Source organism: Pseudomonas sp. 22085 (assembly GCF_052045815.1).
Taxonomy (GTDB): Bacteria; Pseudomonadota; Gammaproteobacteria; order Pseudomonadales; family Pseudomonadaceae; genus Aquipseudomonas; species Aquipseudomonas glycinae.
The window spans coordinates 224626-246073 of record NZ_JBQEQA010000007.1 but is presented as its reverse complement, the minus strand read 5'-3'; the positions used below and the strand labels follow the sequence as shown (position 1 = coordinate 246073).

The 21448-nt window shown below is 63.6% G+C and carries 19 protein-coding genes; 3 read left to right on the top strand and 16 right to left on the bottom strand.

Features of this window, described 5'->3' with window-relative positions; genetic code table 11:
* The first annotated feature begins 26 nt into the window (after positions 1–26).
* Complete coding sequence (locus ACTJK7_RS11160) at positions 27–977, top strand: LysR family transcriptional regulator (RefSeq protein WP_108563460.1); 951 nt, start codon at positions 27–29, stop codon at positions 975–977.
* Positions 978–1033: 56 nt separating this feature from the next.
* On the opposite strand, the gene trhA is transcribed toward ACTJK7_RS11160, so the two are convergent.
* Positions 1034–1651: a PAQR family membrane homeostasis protein TrhA gene (gene trhA / locus ACTJK7_RS11155; protein WP_011336351.1), complete on the bottom strand. Its 618-nt coding sequence runs from the start codon at positions 1649–1651 to the stop codon at positions 1034–1036.
* Between the two features lie 142 nt (positions 1652–1793).
* On the opposite strand from trhA, the gene ACTJK7_RS11150 reads away from it, so the two are divergent.
* Positions 1794–2714 carry a LysR family transcriptional regulator gene (locus ACTJK7_RS11150; protein ID WP_064380129.1) on the top strand — a complete coding sequence of 307 codons (921 nt, stop codon included), beginning with the start codon at positions 1794–1796 and terminating at the stop codon, positions 2712–2714.
* A 126-nt stretch (positions 2715–2840) separates the two neighbouring features.
* On the opposite strand, the gene madM is transcribed toward ACTJK7_RS11150, so the two are convergent.
* The 15 genes from madM to pilG form a co-directional block, all read right to left on the bottom strand.
* A complete protein-coding gene (gene madM / locus ACTJK7_RS11145) occupies positions 2841–3605 on the bottom strand; it encodes a malonate transporter subunit MadM (protein WP_007953314.1) in 765 nt (254 codons plus the stop codon).
* A 1-nt stretch (position 3606) separates the two neighbouring features.
* Entirely contained in the window at positions 3607–4023 is a 417-nt protein-coding gene (gene madL, locus ACTJK7_RS11140; RefSeq protein WP_064380127.1) for a malonate transporter subunit MadL, read from the bottom strand.
* 62 nt (positions 4024–4085) lie between these two features.
* On the bottom strand, positions 4086–5006 hold the full coding sequence (gene mdcH, locus ACTJK7_RS11135) for a malonate decarboxylase subunit epsilon (protein ID WP_440779532.1): 921 nt from the start codon (positions 5004–5006) through the stop codon (positions 4086–4088).
* Positions 5003–5623, bottom strand: coding sequence for a malonate decarboxylase holo-ACP synthase (locus ACTJK7_RS11130; protein ID WP_440779530.1), 621 nt, complete (start codon positions 5621–5623; stop codon positions 5003–5005). Before ACTJK7_RS11130 ends, mdcH begins: the two co-directional genes overlap by 4 nt.
* Positions 5617–6402, bottom strand: coding sequence for a biotin-independent malonate decarboxylase subunit gamma (mdcE, locus tag ACTJK7_RS11125; protein WP_440779529.1), 786 nt, complete (start codon positions 6400–6402; stop codon positions 5617–5619). Before mdcE ends, ACTJK7_RS11130 begins: the two co-directional genes overlap by 7 nt.
* The gene (locus ACTJK7_RS11120) at positions 6399–7250 is read right to left on the bottom strand and encodes a biotin-independent malonate decarboxylase subunit beta (protein ID WP_440779527.1); all 852 of its coding nucleotides are present in this window, start codon (positions 7248–7250) and stop codon (positions 6399–6401) included. Before ACTJK7_RS11120 ends, mdcE begins: the two co-directional genes overlap by 4 nt.
* Entirely contained in the window at positions 7243–7542 is a 300-nt protein-coding gene (locus ACTJK7_RS11115; protein ID WP_248742281.1) for a malonate decarboxylase subunit delta, read from the bottom strand. The genes ACTJK7_RS11120 and ACTJK7_RS11115 overlap by 8 nt, the downstream gene beginning before the upstream one ends.
* Positions 7542–8414, bottom strand: a complete 873-nt coding sequence (locus tag ACTJK7_RS11110) for a triphosphoribosyl-dephospho-CoA synthase (protein ID WP_085653989.1) — start codon at positions 8412–8414, stop codon at positions 7542–7544. Before ACTJK7_RS11110 ends, ACTJK7_RS11115 begins: the two co-directional genes overlap by 1 nt.
* Positions 8414–10084 carry a malonate decarboxylase subunit alpha gene (gene mdcA / locus ACTJK7_RS11105; RefSeq protein ID WP_064380114.1) on the bottom strand — a complete coding sequence of 557 codons (1671 nt, stop codon included), beginning with the start codon at positions 10082–10084 and terminating at the stop codon, positions 8414–8416. The genes ACTJK7_RS11110 and mdcA overlap by 1 nt, the downstream gene beginning before the upstream one ends.
* Positions 10085–10314: 230 nt before the next feature.
* Positions 10315–10785, bottom strand: a complete 471-nt coding sequence (locus ACTJK7_RS11100) for a chemotaxis protein CheW (protein ID WP_064380112.1) — start codon at positions 10783–10785, stop codon at positions 10315–10317.
* On the bottom strand, positions 10778–16693 hold the full coding sequence (locus tag ACTJK7_RS11095) for an Hpt domain-containing protein (RefSeq protein ID WP_440779524.1): 5916 nt from the start codon (positions 16691–16693) through the stop codon (positions 10778–10780). The genes ACTJK7_RS11100 and ACTJK7_RS11095 overlap by 8 nt, the downstream gene beginning before the upstream one ends.
* A 35-nt stretch (positions 16694–16728) precedes the next feature.
* Complete coding sequence (locus tag ACTJK7_RS11090; RefSeq protein WP_108563466.1) at positions 16729–18789, bottom strand: methyl-accepting chemotaxis protein; 2061 nt, start codon at positions 18787–18789, stop codon at positions 16729–16731.
* Between the two features lie 13 nt (positions 18790–18802).
* On the bottom strand, positions 18803–19342 hold the full coding sequence (locus ACTJK7_RS11085) for a chemotaxis protein CheW (RefSeq protein ID WP_064380107.1): 540 nt from the start codon (positions 19340–19342) through the stop codon (positions 18803–18805).
* A 10-nt stretch (positions 19343–19352) separates the two neighbouring features.
* The gene (pilH, locus tag ACTJK7_RS11080; RefSeq protein WP_011336365.1) at positions 19353–19718 is read right to left on the bottom strand and encodes a twitching motility response regulator PilH; all 366 of its coding nucleotides are present in this window, start codon (positions 19716–19718) and stop codon (positions 19353–19355) included.
* A 60-nt stretch (positions 19719–19778) separates the two neighbouring features.
* Positions 19779–20183 carry a twitching motility response regulator PilG gene (pilG, locus tag ACTJK7_RS11075; protein WP_007953330.1) on the bottom strand — a complete coding sequence of 135 codons (405 nt, stop codon included), beginning with the start codon at positions 20181–20183 and terminating at the stop codon, positions 19779–19781.
* Between the two features lie 225 nt (positions 20184–20408).
* On the opposite strand from pilG, the gene gshB reads away from it, so the two are divergent.
* Positions 20409–21380, top strand: a complete 972-nt coding sequence (gene gshB / locus ACTJK7_RS11070) for a glutathione synthase (RefSeq protein ID WP_085653985.1) — start codon at positions 20409–20411, stop codon at positions 21378–21380.
* Positions 21381–21448 lie beyond the last annotated feature (68 nt).

Here is a 21448-nt window from a genome sequence, read left to right as displayed (position 1 = left end):
CTATAAACAAAGGTTATGGGATCGTCATGCGCCTTCGTCATATCGAGATTTTCCAGGCCATTCGCCAGACCGGCTCGGTGAGCGCCGCTGCGCAGTTGCTGCACGTCTCGCAACCGGCGGTGACCAAGGTGCTGCAGCACGCCGAACAGCAGTTGGGCTTTCCGTTGTTTCTGCGGGTGCGCGGAAAGTTGCAGGCGACCCCGGAAGCGCTGGAGCTGGAGCGCGAAGTCGACAAGGTCACCGAAAGCCTGCAAGGCGTGCGGCGTCTGGCCCAGAGCCTGCGCCGCGAACCCGGCCACAGCCTGCGGATCGGCGCGACCCCGGCTCTGGCGCTGTCGTTGCTGCCGCCGGCGATCCGGCAATGGACGGCGCAGTTCCCGGACATCGCCTGCGAACTGTCGAGCGCCCACAGCCGCGAGCTGATGCAGAACCTGCTGATGCGCGAAGTGGACGTGGCGCTGACGTTGCAGTTGCCGGATCATCCGGGGCTGAAGGCCCAGGCATTGGCTTCGGGGGTTCTGGTGGCATTGGCGCCGAGAGGTTACTGGCCGGAGGAAGACGCCGGTCAGCCCTTGCCGCTGATGGCGTTGGCGGGAGCACCGCTGATCGGGCTGTCCAGCGCCGATCCACTGGCCGCGCGCCTCGACAGTTATCTCGAAGCGGTCGAACCGCCGCCGCGTGTGCGGATCGCGGTACAGACGTACTCTCTGGCGCGTGCGATGGTGGAGTCCGGCGCCGGGGTGGCGGTGATCGATCCGTTCACGGCACTCGGAGCTTCGCCGACCAGCACCGTAATCCGCCCTCTCGCCCCGCCGCTGCCGATCACGCTGTACGCGGTGACCCGCGCCACCGAACCACCGCCGCATACCCTCGGCGATCTATTGCAGATATTCAGCAGTCGCGCACAGATACAACTGCAAACCCTGGTCCCTGTGGGAGCTGGCTTGCCAGCGATTGCGGTGGCCCCATCAACCTGAGTGACTGACACTCCGTCATCGCGGGCAAGCCCGTTCCCACAGGATTTGGGGCTGTTCTAAAGGACGTAAAACAAAATCGCCACAAAATGCAGCAGGCTCCCGGCGATCACGAACAGATGCCAGATCCCGTGGGCATGCCGCAACCGATGGTCGAGGGCGAAGAAGATGATCCCCACGGTGTACAGCACGCCGCCCGACGCCAGCCAGGCAAACCCCGCCGTCCCCAGCGCCGCGATCAACGGTTTGACCGCCACCAGCACGATCCAGCCCATCACCGCGTAGATCACGATCGACAGGATCCGCGCCTCCGAGCGCGGCTTGATCTCCTGCAGGATGCCGATCAGCGCCAGCCCCCAGACAATCCCGAACAACGTCCAGCCCCACGGCCCGCGCAGCGTCACCAGGCAGAACGGCGTGTAACTGCCGGCGATCAGCAAGTAGATCGAAAAGTGATCGACCTTCTTCATGATCGCTTTCTTGCGCCCGCGCACGCTGTGGTACACGGTGGACGCGCTGTAGAGCACCAGCAAGGTGAAGGCGTAAATCGCCACGCTGACGATCTTCCACGGGCTGCCGTCGAGGCTGGCAATCACCAGCATCCAGACGCCCCCGACAAACGCCGCTACCGCCCCGACCAGATGCGTCCAGGCGTTCAGTTTTTCTCCGTGATACATGTGTCGCACACCTCGATTTCATTTACCGCAGCGCGCAAGGCTCGGGCCTTGAGCGTAAAAGCGCAATGTTTCCGTTCAACACGGGCAGGCACCTGTCCTGATATTTGGGCACAATCGAGCGATACCAAGAAGAGTCCGCGCCATGCTGATCGACGAAGAATTGACCCTGAAGAAACTCGAGGTGTTCCTCGCCTTCATGCGTACCGGCAACCTCGCCCGCGCCGCCGCCGAGCTGCAGACCAGCAACGTCAGCGTGCACCGCGCGATCCATTCGCTGGAAAGCGCCCTGCGCTGTCCGCTGTTCAAGCACGAAGGGCGCAACCTGACGCCGCTGGAAAGCGCCTACGTGCTCGAGGAGCGGGCGCAGAAGCTGATTCAGGACGTGGTCGAAAGCGTACGCCTGACCCGCGAAGCCGCCGGGTTCTCGGCTGAACGCTTCAAGCTCGGCTCGTTGTATTCGCTGACGGTGAAAACCGTGCCGCAGCTGATCATGGGCCTGAAGATCCGCCGCAGCGAACTCAATATCGACCTGATCCTCGGCTCGAACATCGACCTGCTCTACAAGCTGAAAAACATGGAAGTCGACGCGATCCTGGTGTCGCTGGACGACACCGTCAACGACCCGGACTGCGAGCAGATTCCGCTGTTTTCCGACGACATCTTCCTCGCCACCCCGGCCGATTCGCGCTTCGCCCAACGCAGCGAAGTGGACCTGGCGGAGGTGCGCGACGAAACCTTCATCACCCTCACCCAAGGCTTCGCCACCCATCAGGACGGTATTCGGGTGTTCAGGCAGGCGGGGTTCGAGCCGAAGGTGGCGATGCAGGTCAACGACATCTTCACCCTGCTGAGCATGGTCAGCTCCGGGGTCGGTTATGCATTGCTGCCGGGGAGGATCGCGGCGGTGTACGAGAACCGGGTGAAGCTGATTCCGTTGCAGGAGAAGTACCGGTTGCAGCAGCACATCGGGGTGGTGTTTTTGAAGGCCAAGGAGCGGGATCCGAATTTGCTGGCGTTGCTGGCGGAGTGTCGGATGTATGCGAATCGCCAAGGCTCACAATGATCGCGGCTGATGATCGTTCCCACGCTCCGCGTGGGAATGCCTCAATGGACGCTCTGCGTCCGCTTTTGGGACGCGGAGCGTCCCGGGCTGCATTCCCACGCAGAGCGTGGGAACGATCTTCAGAACCTAGCCAACGATTCCGCGAACAATGAAGAACAGCAGCGAAGGCCCAAGCAGGCAGCCAAGCCCAGTGTGGAAGGTCGCCGTCAACGCCCCATAAGGCACCAACCGCCGATCCGTCGCCGCCAGCCCCGCCGTCACGCCACTCACGGTCCCGGCCAGCCCGCCAAACACCATCGCCGAGCGCGGGTTATCCAGGCCCATCCAGCGCGCCGCCACCGGCGTGCCGACCATCACCAGAATCGCCTTGATCAACCCGGTGGCAATCGACAGCGCCATCACATCCGACGTCGCGCCAATCGCTGCACCAGTCACTGGCCCGACGATGTAAGTCACCGCACCGGCGCCAATGGTGGTCATGCTCACCGCATCGCGATAACCGAACGCATAGGCCATGCAAGCACCGACAATGAACGGCAGGATCGTGCCCAGCAGCAGCGCAATTACGCCGATCATCCCGGCCTTCTTCGCCTCGGTCGCCTGCACTTCAAATGCTGTGGCAACGATGGCGAAATCCCGCAGCATCGCGCCACCCATCAGACCGATGCCGGAGAACAGCGTCAGATCCGCCAGGCCCTTCTGCCCGCCCGTCATCGTCCCCCCGACCCAGGCCAGCACCAGACCGATGACGATGGCAATCGCCGAGCCGTGAATCCGCCCGAAGGTCAGGCGTTTGGAGAGAATCACCGAAACCCACATGATCACGCCGACGAAGGCGAACGCGGTGATCAGACCGTTGTGTTCCAGACCTTTTTCAATGAGATCCCACATGTCAGCGACCTCCTACCGGTGTGCCGACCGGGGAAATTTCCGCCGGTTCGTCGGGCAACGGTTCGCCCTTGTGGGTACGGCTGATCAGGGCAATCGTGCAGCCACAGACCAGCACCGAACCGATCGCCGCCAGCACCGCCACCGGGCCGCCGTGCAGGGCGGTGACGACGTTCTGTTGTGCGGCCATCGCCACCACCACGGGAATGTACATGGCGCCCCAGAAGCCGACGCCCATCTCGCAATCCTTGGTCATGCCGCCGCGTTTCTGCATCCACAACCGCGCGCAGATCAACAGGATCATGGCGATGCCGACCCCGCCGACGTTGGATTTGACGCCCAGAAGAACACCGAGCATGTCACCCATGATCACCCCTGCCAGCGTACAGATCGCCAGCAGCGCCACACCGTAAATAATCATTGTTGTAGTCCTCAAAGTGCATCGTCGAATTGTTTTTGTTGTTCGAAGCCTGAGTCGGTGATTTAGGGTCGTCGGCCCTCCTCTTCACGCAACAGCGCCTGCAAGGTGTCGAGCCGGGCACTGTCGAAGGCAGTGACAGTCCCCTGTTCGAACACCCGGCGCGCCAGCCCGGTCAGCACCGCACCGGGCGGCAGTTCGATCTGTAGACGTACGCCGCGCTCATAGGCGCTTTGCACGGTGCCGCGCCAATCCACCACGCGGCACATGTTGAAGGCGAGGTCGTCGCGCAGCGCTTCTACCTGGATCACAGGCCTTGCGCGACTGCCACTCAGGTAAGCGATTTTCGGTGATTTCAGTTCAACCCTGGTGAACGCTTCGGCGAGGGTTTGCGCAGGCTCATCCAGCAACGGGCAGTGCGACGGCACGCTGACCGCCAGACGTTTCGCCAACCCGGCACCACGACTGCGCGCCAGCTCGGCGACCGCTTGCATCGCCTTGTCGCTGCCGGCAATCACCACCTGGTTATCGGCGTTGATGTTGGCCAGGTACACCGGTGTTTCTGCGCTGTGCACCTGCGCCAGCAGCGTTTCGACTGTGAACAATTGCAGGCCGATGATCGCGGTCATGCCGAAGCCCTGTGGATAAGCCTGCTGCATCAACTCGCCGCGCAGGCTGACCAGATGCAACGCATCACTGAAGCTCAACGCTCCGGCGACCACCGCTGCCGGGTAGGCACCGATGGACAGACCGGCGACGTAATCTGCGGTGAGGCCGTCCTGCAACAATCGCCGCGAGGCTGCGACCCCTGCGATCAACAGACAGAGCTGAACCGCCCGCGTGCTGCGCAACGCTTCGCTGGAATCCAACTGCAAGACATCTTCACCGAGGCTGTCGCTGGCCTCGATCAGCGTTTGCCGAGGCAAACACTGGAGCATGCCGGGCTGCTGCGCGCCCTGGCCGGGAAACACCAGCAGACTGCTCACGCTGCCTGCTCCTGCGGGTTCCACGGATCAGACACCAGACAGGCTTCACGGGCGTTTTTCAGCAGCACCCGCGAAGCGTTCCCGGCCCATTCGCGCAGGGCGACGGCACCGAACGGCGTCTGCAATTGCAGATCGACCCGGCAGATTGCCTGATCGAAAACCGCGACCAACTTGCGCGCCTGATTACGGGTTATGAGTTGCGGTGTACGCAGGATCAGATCGAGATCACTGGCCGCGTGCATCGCTGTAAATCCACTGGCCAGTTCAAACCCGACGCTGCCGCTGACACCCCAGATCCAACCGCAATCGTCGAGCACTGGCCGCAGTTGCCGCAGCGCCTGCATGACCGGCAGATCACGCGCGCTCTCGACCTGACCAAGCGCTTCCGGGCTGACCCGACAGGCAATCGAATCCACAGACATAAACGCCGCCAGCCGCTGCTCGCGCAACCGACCGCGCACGCCCACCGCCACGCATCCGTCTTCACTCAACGCCCGCCGCACCACCACCGGTTGCCCGGCAGCCAGCGAATCAATCGCCCACTGCGGCGCATCCGCCGGCAGTTGCTCAGGCGTCATGCCCCACAGCAAGTCGTGGGCGAGAACGCTGTTCACCACTGCGCCCTCAGCAGCTCACGTACGCGGCTGGAGGCTTCGCGGTTTTTCGCGCCGAGACGATTGCTCAAATCAGTCGCCGCAATATCGCCGATGGCTTGCTTCAGGCATTCGCCGACCCGCGCCAGATCCTCCGCTGTCGGCTGTTCGATCTGCTGCACCGACAGGGTTTCCCAGAGCAACCCAAGGCTGGCGTAGCTGTCGATGTCATAGGCCATCGGCGGCACGCTGGAAGCCAGGGCTTCCAGTTCTTCGACGCTGCGCAACGTCACCCGCGCCGCCGACGCCTTGCCCATCGCATGCACCATCACCCCCGGATCACGCAGAGCGATCAAGCGGTTGGCCTGGTAGCCGTGAGCCAGAAACGCCCCGGACATGGCCTTGCCCACCAGCAGCGCAATCACCGGATGCCCGGCCAGACGCGCGCGGGCGTAAGCGTCCGCCGCACCGGCCAGGGCCTGGTGAATGCCGAGGGCTTCTTCGCGGCGACCGTAGGCCTGGCTCGGCACATCGACGATGGCGATCAAGGGGCGCTTTTGCGTTTTGTCCTGGTCGGCGGTGATCGCATCATCCACCGCCTTGGCCAGACCCCAGCCTTCGAGCAAACCGACTTCGCCATTGCGAGCGCGAGGGAAACGGTTTTGCGGATCCGCGACCACTGCGATAAAGCGCCCAAGTGGGCCGTCGGCGACCTTCAACGATGGCGGCAAATCCTCAACGGTATTCGCGCCAGCGCTCAAGGCGTTGAACCAGTTCAAACCGCGCACGGAATACCCGCTCATGAGCGCTCTCCTTGATACAGATCGCGAACCACTGAAGGCTCGATTTGCTTGTCAGTGTCCAGGCTCGTCAGGCGTTGCAGGAACCACTCGGCTCGTTGACTGCGCGGTTGCGCTGGCAGGCCTTGTTGCAGCAACTCGCCGACCTGCTGGCGAATCTGCGCCACGTCATCGGCGACATAACGATCCACCAGACCACTGGCAAACCGTTGCTCGCCACCGGTCAGGCTCCAGATGAAGGGCCGGTCGCGGGAGTCGTATTCCTCGATCCCGGCTTCCTGTTCGATTACCTGCGGGCCGTTCAGACCGAGGCGCGCTTCCTGGGTCACCAGCAAATAGCTGCACAGCGCAGCGGCAATCGACATCCCGCCAAAACAACCGACGCTGCCGGCCACCACGCCAACCACCGGTTGGTACTGCTGCAAGTCGACAATCGCCGCGTGGATGTCGGCAATCGCCGCCAGGCCAAGGTTGGCTTCCTGCAAGCGCACGCCGCCGGTTTCCAGCAGCAGAATGGCGCGGGTCGGGATGCCTTTGCGGTTATCTTCGGCGGCCAGCTCCAGCGCGCCGGCGATTTTTGCGCCGCCGACTTCACCGAGGCTGCCGCCCTGAAACGCGCCTTCGATGGCGGCGATCACCACCGGTAAACCGTCGAGGCTGCCCTTGGCGATCACCACGCCGTCATCGGCCTGGGGCACCACGCCCTGACGTTCGAGCCACGGCGACATGACGCGTTGAAACGGGTCGAGCAGTTCGCGGAAAGTGCCGTTGTCGAGCAGGGCTTTCGCCCGCTGCCGGGCGCCGAGTTCGACAAAGCTGTGTTTGTGCAGAAGTGCCGAGGTGTCAGTCATGGCCGATCTCCTCGAAGCCTTGTTCCAGCCGCAGGCGCACCACGCCCGGGGTCGCGCCGAAGTCGTGGATATCGATGGCCATCGCCGGTGGTGTGGTGCCGTCGAACATCCGCGCAAACAGATGCTGCCAGCGCTGCTGCGCGCCGTTGACCGAGGTCTGCACGTTGATCGTCAGCCTACCGGCGAGGCCCGGTTCGATCAGCACTTCCAGATCGCCCGAACCGACACAGCCGACCAGCGCCCGACCGCGTGGCGGCTGCCCGGCGGGGAATTCAAAGGATAAGGTTTCCATCAAAACGCTCCCTGAAGGATGCCGGCGCGCTCGATTCGATCAAGCAGCAGAGTGGCGGCGAGCAAGTCGGCGGCGCCACCGGGCGAGGCATTCAATGCGATGAGTTGTTGATCCAGTTCGTGCAGGCGACGGCGACCGGTGAGGCTGGCGCTGCCGCCGGCGTCGAGCACTGCCTGGGCGCCGTGCTGCATGGCGTGCAGGCCTTGTTCGCCGGCGCGATAGAGGACGCAGGTGTCGGCGAGGTCGGTCATGATTGCGAGCAACGTATCGAGCCGGGCGTTCTGTTCGCCATGGCCGGCGGCGCGGCTGCGTTTGAGCTGCGGCAGGCCGCGCTGCACTACGGACGGGAAGCCGAGTTGCGCTTCTTCCCGGGCACCGCGAGCGCCGTAGCGTTGGGCGACTTGCGCGCCATGACTCAGCGGGCGCGGCGCATAACGGTCATCGAGCAATGCCAGACGTGCGGCGCGCAGAGTAACGGCGCCAGCGCTGGTGGACTTGGTATCCAGCGCAGCCGCCGTGACCAGCAGGCCCAGCGCCCAGATCGCCCCGCGATGGGTGTTCACGCCGTGGGTGGTAGCGAGCATCGCTTGCTCGCCTTCCCGGCCGATGCGGCCGATGGCTTCGCGCAGCGGCAAGCAGATTTCGCCGAACTCGAGCGCGGCTTCGGCCATTTCCTTGAACGCCGGCCACAACGCCAGCGCCGAGGCGTGCATCAATCCCAGGTGCAGATCGGTGTGCGCACCGTTGCCGCGACGGTCGACCAGCGCCGGTTTCGGCGACAGATCGGCCTCGTCGATCAGAGCGTCCACGGCCAGATCCGCCAGCCGCTCCGCGAGGGTGATGGTTTTCGGTTGCAGGTTGAGTGCGTGCATTACCAGCTCCTGAACTTGGCGGGCGGGTTGTAGAGGCCGCCGGACCACTCGACCAGATCGGCCACGCTCTTCGCCGCGAGCAATTCGCGGGTGGCGTCGGTGCGACGGATGCCGAGGTCTTCGGGCAAGGCGATCAGGCCTTCACGGCGCATGCGTTCGGTGTCTTTCGGGTTGTGGCGCAGGCCGATGGCGGTGACGCCGGCCACCGCAGCGATCATCGCCTGACGCTCTTCCAGCGAGCGCGCCTTGTACAGGTAGGCGATGCCTTCTTCGGTGAGCAGGTGAGTGACGTCGTCGCCGTAGATCATGATCGGCGCCAGCGGCATGCCGCTTTTCTTCGCCACCTCCACCGCGTCGAGGGTTTCAACGAAGGTCGGTTTGCCGCCCTCCTGGAAGGTCTCGACCATCTGCACCACGAGTTTCTTGCCGCGTTCGAGCATCGGTTGCTGCGAGTCGTCATGACGCATGTCGAGCCAGGCTGGAGTGCCGTGGCGCCGACCGCGTGGGTCGTGCCCCATGTTCGGTGCGCCGCCGAAACCGGCGAGGCGACCTCGGGTGACGGTGGAGGAATGACCATCGCCATCGACTTGCAGGGTCGCGCCGATGAACAGGTCCACCGCGTATTGCCCGGCCAGTTGGCAGAACATCCGGTTGGAACGCAGCGAGCCGTCACGGCCGGTGAAGAACACGTCGGGACGGGCGGCGATGTAGTTTTCCATGCCCAGTTCGGTGCCGAAGCAATGCACACTTTCGACCCAGCCACTCTCGATAGCCGGGATCAGCGTCGGGTGCGGGTTGAGCGTCCAGTTCCGGCAGATCTTGCCCTTGAGGCCGAGGGATTCGCCGTAGGTCGGCAGGATCAGCTCGATGGCGGCGGTGTTGAAACCGATGCCGTGGTTAAGCGACTGCACGTTGTGTTTTTCGTAGATTCCGCGGATCGCCATCATCGCCATCAACACGTGCACTGGCTTGATGTGGCGAGGGTCACGAGTGAACAGCGGCTCGATGTAGAACGGTTTGTCCGCCACCACCACGAAATCGACCCACGACGCGGGGATGTCCACACGGGGCAGCTCGCTGACATCGTCCACCAGTTGATTGACCTGGACGATGACGATGCCGTCGCTGAACGCTGCGGGTTCGATCAGCGCCGGAGTGTCTTCGGTGCTTGGGCCGGTGTAGATGTTGCCGGCGCGGTCGGCCATGAACCCGGCCGAGAGCACGACGTTGGGGATCAGATCCACCACCAGCCGGGCGTAGAGTTCGATGTAGGTGTGGATCGCGCCGATTTCCAGCAGACCGTCTTCGAGCAACTGGCTGATGCGCAGGCTCTGGGTGCCGGCGAAGGAGAAATCGAGCTTGCGGGCAATGCCGCGTTCGAACAGGTCCAGATGCTCGGAGCGACCGACGCTGGGCATGATCATGTGCAGGTCGTGGAGCTTTTCCGGATCGGCCATGGCCAGAGAGCGCGAGAGGAAATCCGCCTGCTTCTGGTTGTTGCCCTCCAGCACCACACGGTCGCCGGGCAGGATCAGCGCCTCAAACGCCGCGACGATCCTGTCGGTGGGCAACACCGCACCGTCGGCCAGCCCGCGCACCTTGTCGAGGCGCCGCTGCTTCTCGTCACGCCGCCGCGTCCAGCGCGAATCGGGGGATATTGTTGTTGTCATGCTCACTCCACGGGGTTCGCTGTCGTGGAGCTACCTTAGGAGTGTGATGGAGGGGCATCAATCAAGCGCGGTGGCGAACCGTTACGCTCAGCGTAACGAATGCTGGCCTCATCGCTGGGAAGCCAGCTCCCACAGTGATTGTGGTGATCGAAGTTTTTGTGAACGACCTAGAACTTTGTGGCAGCTGGCTTGCCAGCGATGAGGCCAGTGAGATCGCCGCAGACTCTGGTTCAGTGAACCAGTCCGGCATCCACCAACAACTTCTCCAATGCCAACAAATCCGGCACCTTCGCCACCTGCTCCCCGACCTGCACCGCCGCCTGCTCCAGCGCACACAACGGCACGTCGACATAACTCAACTGGCTGTCGAGCTTGTACGAGCGCGGAATCCCCTGCACCAGCAGCGCGATGAACTTCAACTCCGGCCGCCCGCCGAGGGCATTGAGGATGACGATCCGTGCCCGCTCGCCGATGACGATCTTGTTGCCGCACGCCGACTCGAAACTCAGCAGCGGAATCTGCCGCTCGCGCCAGGTCACCCGACCGAGATACCACGGCGGTGTGTCGAGATCGAAGGCGCTGGACTGATAGTCGATCAGCTCGGCGACGGCGACGTTGGGCAGGATCAGGTTGCGATCCGCCAGCGGCAGCAGCAGCCCGGTGAGCTGGCTGGTGCGCTGGTTGTGCCGGCGTTCATGCATGTTTTTTGCTCCACAGGACGATGCTTTCGAGCAGCACCGATTCCTGGTACGGCTTGCCGAGGTAGTCGTTGACGCCGATGGCCATCGCGCGGTCGCGGTGCTTCTGGCCGGTGCGCGAGGTGATCATGATGATCGGCAGGTGTTGCAGGCGCTCGTCGTGGCGCACCTGGGTCGCCACTTCGAAGCCGTCCATGCGCGGCATTTCGATGTCGAGCAGCATCAGGTCCGGCATGTGTTCTTCCAGCAGCAACATCGCATCGACCCCGTCCTTGGCGGTCAGCACGTTCATGCCGTGGCGTTCGAGCAAGCGGCTGGTGACCTTGCGCACCGTCACCGAATCGTCGACCACCATCACCAGCAACGGCTTGTGCGGTTCGCTTTCGATTTCGTGACTGGCCGGACGCTGCGGCAACCGCGCCTGCATCGCGCGGATCGGCGCCAGCAGGTCGAGAATCAGCACCACCCGGCCATCGCCGAGAATCGTCGCCCCGGACACGCCCTGCACCGACGCGAACTGCGGGCCGAGGCTCTTGACCACGATCTCGCGGGTGCCGGCCATCGTGTCGACCTGCACCGCGATGTGCCGGTCATTGCACTGCACCAGCAAGACCGGCATCGGCAGGCTCTGGCCGGACAGTTTTGGCCGTGGCGCGGTTTTCAGCAGCTCGCCCAGGTAGCACAGTTCATAACGCTGGCCGCCGTACTGATAACTCGGCGGATCGAGACGGAAATGCCCTTCCAGTTCATTCGGCAGCACGCGGACGATGCCGTCGATGGTGTTCAGCGGAATCGCATACTGATCCTCACCGCACTGCACCATCAACGCACGGTTGACCGACACGGTGAACGGCAGGCGAATGCGGAAATGCACGCCCTGCCCCGGCACCGAGTCGATGCTCATGGTGCCGCCCAGTTGCCGGACTTCTTCGTGCACCACGTCCATGCCCACGCCGCGCCCGGAAATCTGGGTGATTTTCTCGGCGGTGGAAAATCCCGGCTGGAGGATGAACTGCAACACCTCGCGGTCGCCGATCTCGGCGTCCGGCGCCAGCAAGCCGCGCTTGATCGCCTTGCGCCGAACGGCATCCAGCGGCACACCGGCGCCATCGTCGCGGATGTCGAACACGATGTCGCCGCCCTCGCGGGACAGGTCGAGGCTGATCTGCCCTTGCGCCGGTTTGCCCGCCGCCAACCGGACTTCGGCCGACTCCAGGCCATGGTCGACGGCATTGCGCAGCATGTGCTCCAGCGGTGCTGCCATGCGTTCGAGGACGTTGCGGTCCATCTCGCCTTCGGCGTTGCCGACGCTGAACGCCACGTCCTTGCCCAGCTCTTCGGCGACCTGGCGGACGATGCGCTTCAGACGCGGCAACATGCGCTCGAACGGCACCATGCGCGTGCGCATCAGGCCTTCCTGCAACTCGGTGTTGATCCGCCCCTGCTGCTGCAACAGGTTCTCGGCGTCGTGGGTGCTCCGGTCGAGGGTTTCCTTCAAGTCCAGCAAGTCGGAGGCGGACTCGAACAGCGCTCGTGACAGTTGCTGCAACTGGGAATGACGGTCCATTTCCAGCGGGTCGAAATCTTCGTAGCCGAGGCGCTCGGCATCCACTTGCTGACGGCTGAGGATCCGCCCCTGGGTTTCGGTGTCGAGCCGGCGCAACTGGTCGCGCATGCGTTCGATGGTGGTTTCCATCTCGTGCAGGGCGGTCTGCGCATCGCTGACCTGCTGCTCGATGCGCCCACGGAAAATCGAGGTTTCGCCGGCAAGGTTGACCAGTTCATCCAGCAATTCGGCGGAGACCTTGACCATGTCCGCCCCGGCCTCGGGCGCCGGGGCCGCTGGCTCGGCCTTGACCGCCCCCGGCGGCACGGGCGCCGGGGTTTGCACCACCAGCGGATGGCTGAAATTCTGGATCGCGCTGATCAGTCGGTCCGCCGGAGGACACGGCTGGCCGGCGCGCACGGCGTCGAGCATCTGCGCCAACCGGTCCTGGCCGCGTTGCAACAACGCAAACAGTTCGGCGCTGCCCTGCAGGGTGCCGGCGGACAGACTTTCGTACAGGTTTTCCAGCTCATGAGCGAGGTCGCCGATCGGGCCGATTTCCACCATCCGCGCGCCGCCCTTGAGGGTGTGCAGGTCACGCAGCAGGGTTTCCACTTCCTGGCGATTGCCGGGTTCGGCCTGCCAGCGCAGCAACGCGGCGCCGGAGTTTTCGATGATGTCGAAACCTTCCTCGAGGAAGATCTCCAGCAGCTCCGGATCGTGTCCGGGGCCGTCCTGTGTGACGCGGGCTGACGACGTTTCGGGACTGGCGCTCGGGTCCTGACGAAAGCGGCGGATCGCCTCGATCAGGTCCTGCGCCGGGTCCAGCGGCTGGTGCCGGTGCAACTGTTCGAGGAATTGCGCCAGACGCTCGTGGCTCTGGCGCAACAACCGACCCAGAGCTTCGCTGTGGCTGTAACGCCGATCCACCAGCCCTCGGTAAAGGCCTTCCAGCTCATGAGCCAGATCGCCGACCGCCGCTACCTCGGCCATCCGCGCGCCGCCCTTGAGCGTGTGCAAATCCCGTTGCAGCGACGACAGCGGTGCGCCGTTTTCCGGATCCTTCAGCCAGCGCTGCAAGGCTTGGCCGGCGCTGTCGAGAATGTCCACCGCCTCTTCGAGGAAAATCTCGACGATCTCGTCGTCCGGCCCGCTGTCGAGGCTGTTTTGTTGCAGTTCTGCGGTGGCGCTGCCCAGTTCGCGGATGCTCGGGGTGCGGCTGCCGTCGCTACGGATCAAGCCCATGGCCGACGGATCGAGGCTCTCGTCGAGCAGTTCGTGCAAGGCGCGGATGCGCTGCGGTTGCGGGGTGATTTCCTGGCCGGCGGCCAGTTCGTCGAGCATGTTGATCAGCGCTTCATGGGCTTGCTGCGCCTCATGGAAAAACCGCTCGCTGACCGCCAGGCTGCTTTCTTCGACCGCGCCGTACAGATCGAGCAAGGCTTCACACAGCACATCCACCGGCAGCAGATCCGCCAGGTGCGCGCCCTCGCCCAGGGTGGTCAGTTCATCCAGCAGCGCGCTGAGTTCCTGACGTTCGCCGGGGTGCTGCTGCCAGCGCTGCAAAAGGTTTTCGGCGTCGAGCAGGATGTCCATGCCCTGGGCCAGGAAATTGTTGATCAGTTGCGGATCGCGCTTGACCCGCACCGCACTGCTCGGGGCATTGAGGATCGATTCCAGACGCTCGTCGAGCAGGGTTTCGGTGCGTTTGATCAGTGACTGCGCACCGACAATCGGCGCCAGTGGATCGTGTTTGAGCTGACGCAGACCGACGCGGAACAAGCCCTCGGCTTCGAGCAGCAGTTCCACTTCATCGAGGTCCAGCGCCAGTTGATGGGCCTTGAATTCCCGGGCCAGTTTATCCAGCGGCGCCGCCAGTTCGGCAATCGGTGACACCCCCGCCATCGAGGCGCTGCCCTTGAGGGTGTGCAGGGCTCGCTGCAACTCGTCGCTGGCCTGCAACGGCACATGCTCGGCAGCCTGATCGAGAAAACGATTGAGGCTGGCGAGGTGGGTTTCGGCTTCGTTGCGGAAAATCTCCAGCAACAGCGGATCGAGGGCCGCGACATCTTCCACGTCTTCGGCAGGCAACGGTGTGTCGCCCTTGGCCAGCGCATGGGCGCGGGCCGCCAGTTGATCGACATCGTGGCGCTGACGCTGGCCATTGGTGGCGAATTCGGCGATCAGGTCCGGCAACAGCAGCAGCGTGTCGGCGAGTAACTGGCGCACCGCCGGGCCGGGTTCGACACTGTTTTCCAGCACTCGGTTGAGCAGGTTTTCCACCGCCCAGGCCAGCTCGCCGAGGACCAGCGCGCGCACCATCCGGCCGCTGCCCTTCAGCGTATGGAAACCGCGGCGCAGTTCACTGAGGGCGGCGCGGTCATCAGGCTCGGCAGACCAGCGCGGCAGGTATTCGCTCAGCACCTCGAGCACTTCACCGGTCTCTTCGAGGAACACTTCGCGCAGCTCGTCGTCCACCGGTTCTTCATCGGCCGGTGGCGGCAGCAGGCTGCCCGGCGTGGTCTGCGCCGGCGGGTTGACCGCCGAGACCGGACTGGCGAGCACTTCGGCCAGGGATTGCACGATCTGTGGGTCATCCAGCTCCTGCAAATCCTGCATCACCAGCGCTTCGCTGGGGCTGAGCACATCATCGAGCACCGGCACGTGCGGCTCGCCGGGCTGTTCGTCAGGGAAGAAGCCGAGACTGGCGAGGCTTTTCTGCGCGATATCCAGCAAGTGCTCGCTCGGTGCCTGCGGATCGTCGGTCAAGCGTTCGAGGTAGTACTCGAGGCTGGTGATGGCGTCGGCGAGGCTGTCGAGTTGCTGCCAGCCCGGCTCGTGAGGGTCGAGCAACAGATGCTCGCGGATAAATCCATTGCAGGCTTCGAGCAGGCTGGCCGCCCGCGCCAGCGGAATCATCGCCAGCGCGCCGCGCACCTGGGTCAGCAGCGCCGGCAGGTTTTGCAGTTGCTGGCGATCCCAATCGGCGTCGATGTAGTCGACGATCATGTCCTTGGCCTGTTGCAGGCAGATGCGCGCTTCCTTGATCACGATCTGATGAATCTGCGTCAGGTCGGTGGTAGGCAGACGCGAGTCTTCCGGGCTCTCCGGCTCGACGGTGCCGACCATCCCGGCCAGGGTCGCTTCGACGTAGAGCAAGGCGCCGGCGACGTCCATCAGCGTGGCGTCGTTCGGTTCGCGCTGGCCTTGCGCGAGGCTGAGCACCACCGCCAGTTGATCGATGATCACCTTGCGCGGCTGGCCGAAACCGAGCACCGCCAGGGTGTCGGCGATCTGCCGCAGCGGCGCCAGCAGGCTGTCCAGATCCGAGGTGTGCTGGCGGTCGCTGCGCACGAACAGGTCGAGGCGCTCCTTGACCCGCACCAGCTCTTCGCACAGCGCTGCGAGCACCGAGCGCATGGCATCGCGGTCGGGGCCGGCCAGGCGGGCGCGTTCTTCGTCGACCATCGCGCTGTCGGGCAGCGCGTCGTCCAGGGAGTAGCGATCTTTCATGGTCAGCATCTGCCCGGTGGGATGTTCGGCTTTGGCGATATAAAACAGCAGGCTTTTCAGCAGTTCAGGCGGTGGCGGCTGGTTGAGGCCGGGCATGCCCTGTTCGAGCAGGCGCTTGAGTTCCTTGTCGGCGTCCTTGAACAGACTGCGCAGCGCCGGGCTGTTGGCGATCCGCCCTTCGCGCATGCCTTCGACCAGCGCCGAGGCGACCTGCCACAACGGGCTCAGCGGCGAGTTACCGCTGATTGCTTCAAGCCGGGTAAAGACTTTGGCCAGATAACCGAGGTGCGTCTGGTCATCCTGCTCGCGGAGCAATCCGACCAGCGCCATTTGCAGCATCTGGCGCAATTTGCGCAGCACATTCGGCAGTTCTGCCGGTTCAAGCAGGGCCAGCGCTTGCGGACTCAGGGGTGACAGCTCGGGCAACTGCGGGCTGAACAGGCTGGTTTCCGACAACCGGCTTTCGCCCCGGGCACTGCGCAAGTCGTTGATCAGCGGCAGCACCACCAGCGGCAGGTCACGGCGGGCGCCCTGCACGCGGTCGAGGTAGATCGGCAATTGGCCCAGCGCCTGCAGCAACAAGTGCAGCGCTTCGTCACGATGGCTGACGCGGTCGTTCTGCAACGCTTCGACCAGGTGTTCCATCTCTTCGGCCAGCAGCGCCGCGCCGTAGAACTCGACCATCTGCAGGCTGCCGTGCACCTGATGGATGCAGGCCAGGCACTCGTCCAGTCCCGGCACCGACTGCGGATCGTCGAGCACGGCTTCGATGGCCTGATGCGCCTGCCTCAGCGTCTCGGCTATTTCACCCTTGACCCATTCGAGGGCCACGTAGTCGTGCCGGTCGCCCATAACCACTCCGCTCGACATGAACTCGCCCGCAGGCCTCACGCCTTGTCCGCGACGGGCGCAGACGCCGCCGGCAAGGTGAACCCGGACACCGAGCGACGCAACTGGCTGGCCATTTTCGCCAGGTTGCCGATGCTCTCGGCGGTGGCCGTGGAGCCGGACGAGGTCTGCGAGGTGATCTGTTGGATCACGTTCATCGTCAGGGAAATCTGCCCGGCCGAAGACGTCTGCTGCTGCGCCGCGTTGGAAATGCTCTGGATCAGCGCCGCGAGGGTCTTGGACACGCCTTCTATTTCTTCCAGGGCCACACCGGCATCCTGCGCCAGCCGCGCGCCGCGCACCACTTCGGTGGTGGTCTGCTCCATGGAAATCACGGCTTCGTTGGTGTCGGTCTGGATCGCCCGCACCAGCGTTTCGATCTGTCGGGTCGCGGCGGACGAGCGTTCGGCCAGCCGCTGCACTTCGTCGGCCACCACGGCAAAACCGCGCCCGGCGTCACCGGCCATCGAGGCCTGAATTGCCGCGTTGAGGGCGAGGATGTTGGTCTGGTCGGCAATGTCATCGATCAGGCTGACGATGTCGCCGATTTCCTGGGACGACTCGCCCAGACGCTTGATGCGCTTGGCGGTGTCCTGGATCTGTTCGCGGATGTTGTCCATGCCGTGGATGGTGTTGTGCACCACCTCGTTGCCCTTGTTGGCGATCTCCACCGAACGCTCGGCCACCGCCGAAGATTCAGCGGCGTTGGCCGACACCTGATCGATGGACTGGGCCATGTCGCTGATCGCGGTCGAGGCTTCGGAAATCTGCTGGGCCTGATGCTCCGAGGCCTGAGCCAGATGCATGGCGGTGGCCTGGGTTTCCTGCACCGCAGCGGCGACCTGGCCGGCGGTGAGGTTGATGGTGGCGACCAGATCGCGCAGCTGGTCGACCGAATAGTTGATCGAGTCGGCAATGGTCCCGGTGAAGTCTTCGGTCACCGAGGCGGTCACGGTCAGGTCGCCGTCGGCGAGGTCTTCGATCTCGTCGAGCAGGCGCATGATCGCGTTCTGGTTGCGCTCGTTTTTCTCGGCGGTCTCGCGCAGTTGACGGTTGGTTTCCCGGACCATGACCATGCCGATCAGAATGATCGAGGCCAGCGCCAGCAGGCCCAGCACATAACCGCCGATGGTGTCGGTGCTGCGCCCGCCTGCCAGGTTTTCGAAACGGCTGGCCAGGTGCGAGGCTTCGTCGAGCAGGGTCTGCGACAGGCTGAAGATGTTGGTGGCCGACTCACGAACCTTGAACAGCTCCGGCGAGGTTTCAAGGATTTCATCCACCGAACCGGACACGAACTGGAACAGCTCGGAAATTTCGCTCAAGCGCGCACGGGCGTCGCGGTCTTCGACCTGGCTGATCTTCAGCGCCGGGTTGCCTTGCAACATGCCATTGAGCACCTGACCGAAGCGCGCGGCGTCGCGACCAAACGCGTCGGCAGCCTGCTGGGAGTTTTCATCGCCCGAGAGCACGGTGTTGACCGCACCGAGAATCCGTTCGGCCAGCAGCGACTGACGCTGGGCCATCGCCACCTGCGCCGCCGGGGCGCCGCGTTGCAGGAGGATTTCCACGACCTTTTCGTATTCGATCTGCAACTGCGGCACGGTTTCGGCCAGGGTCGCGGCCACCTGATGCAGCGACAGCACGGTCTGTTCGCTGGAGAGAATCGCGTCGGTGTTTTTCAGCAGGCGTTCCCAGTCCAGCTGCACGGCGCGCATTTCCGGGCGCACGACGGACGGCGCCGGCGGCAGGCCGGTGCTCGGGTCGCCCTTCTTGAGATAACCCCAGCGCTGGGCAAAATCATTGCGCGCATCGCTGAGCAGCTTGAACGCGGCGGCCTTGCCGGCGGCGGCTTCGGTGGCGTTCTTGGCGATCCGCTGCGACAGCACCCGCAGCTCACCGGCGTGGCCGATGTACTGCTTGTCGTAGTTGGCCTGGGTGTTGAGGTAAGCGAAGTTGGCGAACAGCAGCATGATGAACACGATCAGTGCGATGAACAGCACGATGATCTGCGAGCGGCTGCGCGAGCCTTCTGCGGGCTTGCCTGTTTTTGCTTTGATCATCGGTCCTCGCCTGTTAAACCGCGACGTGCATGAAACTCGGTGACTGCGCCAGCGCAAACAGGCTGAACACCCGCCAGTTCTGCTCGCGCCGGAAATACCCTTTGACGAACTCGCCCTTGGAGCCTTGCCGTTTACGGATCGAGACGGGTTCGAAGCTGTCCTGATCAAAGTGCTGCAGACCGAAGACCTCATCGACCAGCACACCGGCAAACACGTCCTGATGCTCTACCACCAATACCCGCCGCTGCTTGCGCATCGGTGACAGCTCATGGCCGAAAAAACCGCACAGGTCCATGACCGGCAGCAGCCGCCCGCGCAGGTTGGCCACGCCCTTGACCCACGGCTTGACGCCCGGCAACTGGGTGACACGCAGTTCGGGCAGCACTTCGCTGACTTCGCCCATCGGCGTGACGTACCAGTGCTCGCCCAGACGAAAGCCGATGCCGCTCCAGCGATCCTGGCGCGCCGGTTGCGACGGCAGGTCCGCCGCCAGCAGGCGACAGCGCTGGTCGATCTGCCACAACAGTTCGAACGCGGTCAGCGACTCGCTCATGGCGGCGCGATCAACCGGCCAGCACGTTGTTCAGGGTCTTGATCAGCGTGTCTTCGTCGACCGGTTTGGTCAGGTAGTCCCTGGCGCCCTGACGGGTGCCCCAGACCTTGTCGGTCTCCTGATCCTTGGTGGTGATGATGATCACCGGGATGTGGCTGGTTTCCGCATCCTTGGTCAACTGACGGGTGGCCTGGAAGCCGTTGAGGCCGGGCATGACGATGTCCATCAGTACCGCATCGGGTTTTTCCTGACGGGCCAGGGCCACGCCGTCGGCGCCGTTTTCGGCTTTCAGCACTTCGTGCCCGTGCTTTTCCAGCATGCCGGTGAGTTTGTACATTTCGGTCGGCGAATCGTCGACGATCAGGATACGTGCCATGGTCTTCCCCATTTTTCTTGTCGACACCGGGCCCGCTGGCCGAGCGTCTCTGTGCGTGTCTTACTGCGGCAAAGCGGCAGCGAAGCCCGGAACATGGGCCGAAATCGCGTCGAGCAGTTCTTCCTTGCTGAAAGGCTTGGTCAAAAATTGATCGGAACCGACAATCCGCCCCTTGGCCTTGTCGAACAGCCCGTCCCGGGACGACAGCATGATCACCGGCGTGCCCTTGAACGCGTTGTTGTTTTTGATTAAAGCGCAGGTCTGATAACCATCCAGACGCGGCATCATGATGTCGACGAAGATGATCCCGGGATGGTGGTCGGCGATCTTCGCCAGGGCGTCAAAACCGTCGATCGCGGTGATGACTTCGCACCCTGCATTTTTCAACAGGGTCTCGGCGGTGCGACGAATCGTTTTCGAGTCGTCGATCACCATGACCTTCAAGGCGCTGGACTGCTGTTCCATAAGGGGGCTCTACCGTCGCCTTTGCGAATCAATTTGTCCGTTTTGCGATGCGTAATGGCTGGAAACCCTTGATGTTCAAGGGCCAGCACGACATGGCAGCCTTTTTAGCACAGTCTCCAGATGCAATCTATCGACGGGTTTTTCCTTGACCGAAAACCCGCCCGGCGCCACTCTGGCGGCACTTTTTTCATACCGATCCGGTAGCCAATTTTCGAGGAAAACCCAATGAGCGTTCGCGTCGGGATTGTCATGGACCCTATCGCCAGCATTTCCTATAAAAAGGATAGCTCGCTGGCCATGCTGCTGGCGGCGCAAAAGCGCGGCTGGGAACTGTTCTATATGGAACAGAAAGACCTTTACCAGGGTGAAGGCCAGGCACGGGCGCGGATGAAGCCGCTGAAAGTCTTCGCCAACCCGGAAAAATGGTTCGAACTGGGCACCGAGCAGGATTCGCCGCTGAGCGACCTGAACGTGATCCTGATGCGCAAGGATCCGCCGTTCGACATGGAGTTCGTCTACTCCACCTACCTGCTCGAACAGGCCGAAGCCGCGGGGGTGCTGGTGGTCAACAAGCCGCAGAGCCTGCGCGACTGCAACGAAAAACTGTTCGCCACGCTGTTCCCGCAGTGCACGCCGCCGACCGTGGTCAGCCGCCGCGCCGACGTGCTGCGTGAGTTCGCCGCCAAACATGGCGACGTGATCCTCAAGCCGCTGGACGGCATGGGCGGCACCTCGATCTTCCGTCACCGCGCCGGCGACCCGAACCTGTCGGTGATCCTGGAAACCCTGACCGCCCTCGGCGCCCAGCAGATCATGGGCCAGGCCTACCTGCCGGCGATCAAGGACGGCGACAAGCGCATCCTGATGATCGACGGCGAACCGGTGGATTACTGCCTGGCGCGGATTCCGGCCCAGGGCGAAACCCGTGGCAACCTCGCGGCCGGCGGCCGTGGCGAAGCCCGTCCGTTGACCGACAAGGATCGCTGGATCGCCGCTCAGGTCGGCCCGACCTTGCGCGCGAAGGGCCTGCTGTTCGTCGGCCTGGACGTGATCGGCGAGCACCTGACCGAAATCAACGTCACCAGCCCGACCTGCATCCGCGAAATCGACAATGCCTTCGGCACCGACATCGGCGGCCTGCTGATGGATGCGATCGAAGGCAAGCTGCAAGCGTCGAGCCGCAAGCCGCAAGCTTAAAGCCAGTGGTGTGCAGCTTGTCGCTTGAGACTTCAAGCTTGCAGCTAAAAACCAACATTGCGTTATCA